This window comes from Devosia elaeis, from assembly GCF_001650025.1.
GTDB lineage: Bacteria > Pseudomonadota > Alphaproteobacteria > Rhizobiales > Devosiaceae > Devosia > Devosia elaeis.
Window position 1 is genome coordinate 1 of record NZ_LVVY01000102.1, and the last position, 2222, is coordinate 2222.

At 57.4% G+C, this 2222-nt stretch carries 3 protein-coding genes; all 3 read left to right on the forward strand.

Annotation, left to right across the window (positions count from 1 at the left end):
* The first annotated feature begins 74 nt into the window (after positions 1-74).
* The 3 genes from A3840_RS19115 (at position 75) to A3840_RS14015 (ending at position 1903) form a co-directional block, all read left to right on the forward strand.
* Positions 75-911, forward strand: coding sequence for an HNH endonuclease signature motif containing protein (locus A3840_RS19115; RefSeq protein WP_131798335.1), 837 nt, complete (start codon positions 75-77; stop codon positions 909-911).
* Between the two features lie 294 nt (positions 912-1205).
* A complete protein-coding gene (locus A3840_RS14010; RefSeq protein ID WP_067458000.1) occupies positions 1206-1472 on the forward strand; it encodes a type II toxin-antitoxin system Phd/YefM family antitoxin in 267 nt (88 codons plus the stop codon).
* Entirely contained in the window at positions 1469-1903 is a 435-nt protein-coding gene (locus A3840_RS14015; RefSeq protein ID WP_067458002.1) for a type II toxin-antitoxin system VapC family toxin, read from the forward strand. Before A3840_RS14010 ends, A3840_RS14015 begins: the two co-directional genes overlap by 4 nt.
* Positions 1904-2222: the final 319 nt, after the last annotated feature.

The following is a 2222-nucleotide window of genomic DNA, read 5'->3' on the forward strand; positions in this document are numbered from 1 at the left end:
CAAACCCCCGGTCAGAAATGACCGGGGGTTTTGTGTTCTTGCACGGGTGTACGTATTTATCCTAGCATTTGGCGGTGCCTTACGTCGTTATTCGAATCGATCCGAAGGACCGTGGCGATCTCGAACGCCAAGGCTGGTGTTTTGTTCGCTCGCAATTCCGAAAATTGGCGCAGGAATGTGAAGGTTGTGCCGCCCTCCTTTATCAAACGGCCCGACATAGCGATGTAGATGATAAAAGTGTCGGCTATTTCGCGCAGGCGAAGCTGGGCATTCTGTCTGCCGGAGTTGAACCCGACGGGCGGTTCAAGCTTTCCCTCCACGAGGTAAGCTATCTTAGTCCGACCATGCAAATTCGGCTCAGCGGCCGTTCGGAGCCTCATCTTGCCAGCAGTAACAGCACACTCCGCGGATGGACGGCAGCGCAGGATATCAGGCTTATTCCTCAGAACGACTTTCTTTCCATAGCAACGGCCGGCACCTTCGGTGAGGAAGGCCAAAGGCCTTTTGTTCCCCAAGCCATAACTGTACCGAGATTTGTGAGTCGAACGCAGCGGGCCCGCGACCCCGATTTTACCCACCGGGTCTATATTGCTTACCGTGGCCGCTGTGCGATCAGCGGTCTACGCTTGATCCATGCCGACGGCCTCTGCACTCTGGAGGCGGCACATCTATATCCATACTCGCTTGAGCCGAGGAACGATGTACAGGCCGGTTTGCTTTTAGCGCCAAACTTTCATGGCCGGTATGATCACGGCTCCCTCGTCATCAATGATGACTACACTTGGACTCCAATCGTGGAGGACGAGGAAACAAGGATGCTGGTAGACAGACGGCTTCTCTTGCCTTTGGATGAGTCGGATTGGCCCGACATTGAGCTGATCAGACGTAATCGCGAGAGGATCGCGCGTTAGATCGCTCAATAGACGTATTTGTCCGCAGAAAACCTGTTCTTCTCGACCTCGATAAAGTTCGATAGACTGTGCTCCATGTGAGAACGCCGTGACCACAAAGGTCCTGCAGTTCGGTGGGGGTCCGACAGCGACCCGCTAATCGCGCTGGTCTTCCCACCTCTCCGTACTTTTCCGCGGAAAATGGTGCCCCGCCGTTCCATAATGGATGTTATCGGAATCCCCCTTCGCTCCCAGGCCTTGAACCTGGGCAGTCCCACACGATATAGTCATCATGGTCATAATTGGAGATGCAGCATGCCGGATACGAGACGTCAGGGTGATGCCTGGACGGTAGCCGCCGCCAAGGCGCATCTGTCCGAGGTGATTTCCGAAGCGCAGAAAGAGCCACAGACCATCACGCGCAATGGCCGACCCAGCGTGATCATGGTGTCGATCGAAGAATGGCAGCGCCGGGTTGAGCGCAAGGGCAGCCTGGCGCGGTTCCTGATGGATTCGCCGCTGGCTGGCTCGGGTCTCGAGCTCGAGCGCTTGTCCGATGGCGGCCGCGATATCGAGCTTTGAACTATCTGCTTGATACCAATGTGCTGAGCGAAGTGCGGCGGCCGCTCCCGGATGACCGCGTCCTGGCCTGGCTCGACCAGGTCGAGGAAGAGCATCTGCATCTCAGTGTCATCACCATCGCCGAGCTGGCGCGGGGCATAGCGCTCCTGCCCGCGGGAAAGCGGAAGGCCGATCTCGCTTTATGGCTCGAGACCGATCTGCAGCTCCGCTTCGGACATCGCCTGCTCTCAATCGATGGCGACACCGCCTTCCTTTGGGGCCGGCTGATGGCCGACGCCAAGCTGGCCGGACGGAACCTTGCCGTCATGGATGGATGGATAGCGGCGATCGCCCTGCGGCACGGGCTTGTCGTGGCCACGCGGAATCTGCGCGATTTCAAGAATCTGGGCCTGGAGCTCTTCGATCCCTGGCAAGATGAAAAGGGCGTTTGAGGCGCAAAGCCCCGGAACTAAAGGGTGTTCGCGCAGGTTATGCACATCGGCGCAAGCCGGTCCCGAAAGAAATGTCATCTTTCTTTCATCTGGGTGTTGACGGCGGAAAGGCCCTCCCATATAACCCCGCTTGTTGACGACGCGACGCGCCCCGGCGCTTCCCACTGATCGACAAATCTCTCAAGGCAGAGTTGCTGCCGGGCAACCGGAAGCAAAATCCTGTTCTCTGACGGAATAATGAGAGCCCTGCTCTCGCCGACGCTTTAGCCCTCGCGGGCATTGGGTCAGATCATTGACATTGTGAAGAGAGAAGAAAGGG

Coding starts and splice junctions, on each gene's coding strand:
- A3840_RS14010 (WP_067458000.1), top strand. CDS start 1,206: ATGCCGGATACGAGACGTCAGGGTGATGCCTGGACGGTAGCCGCCGCC.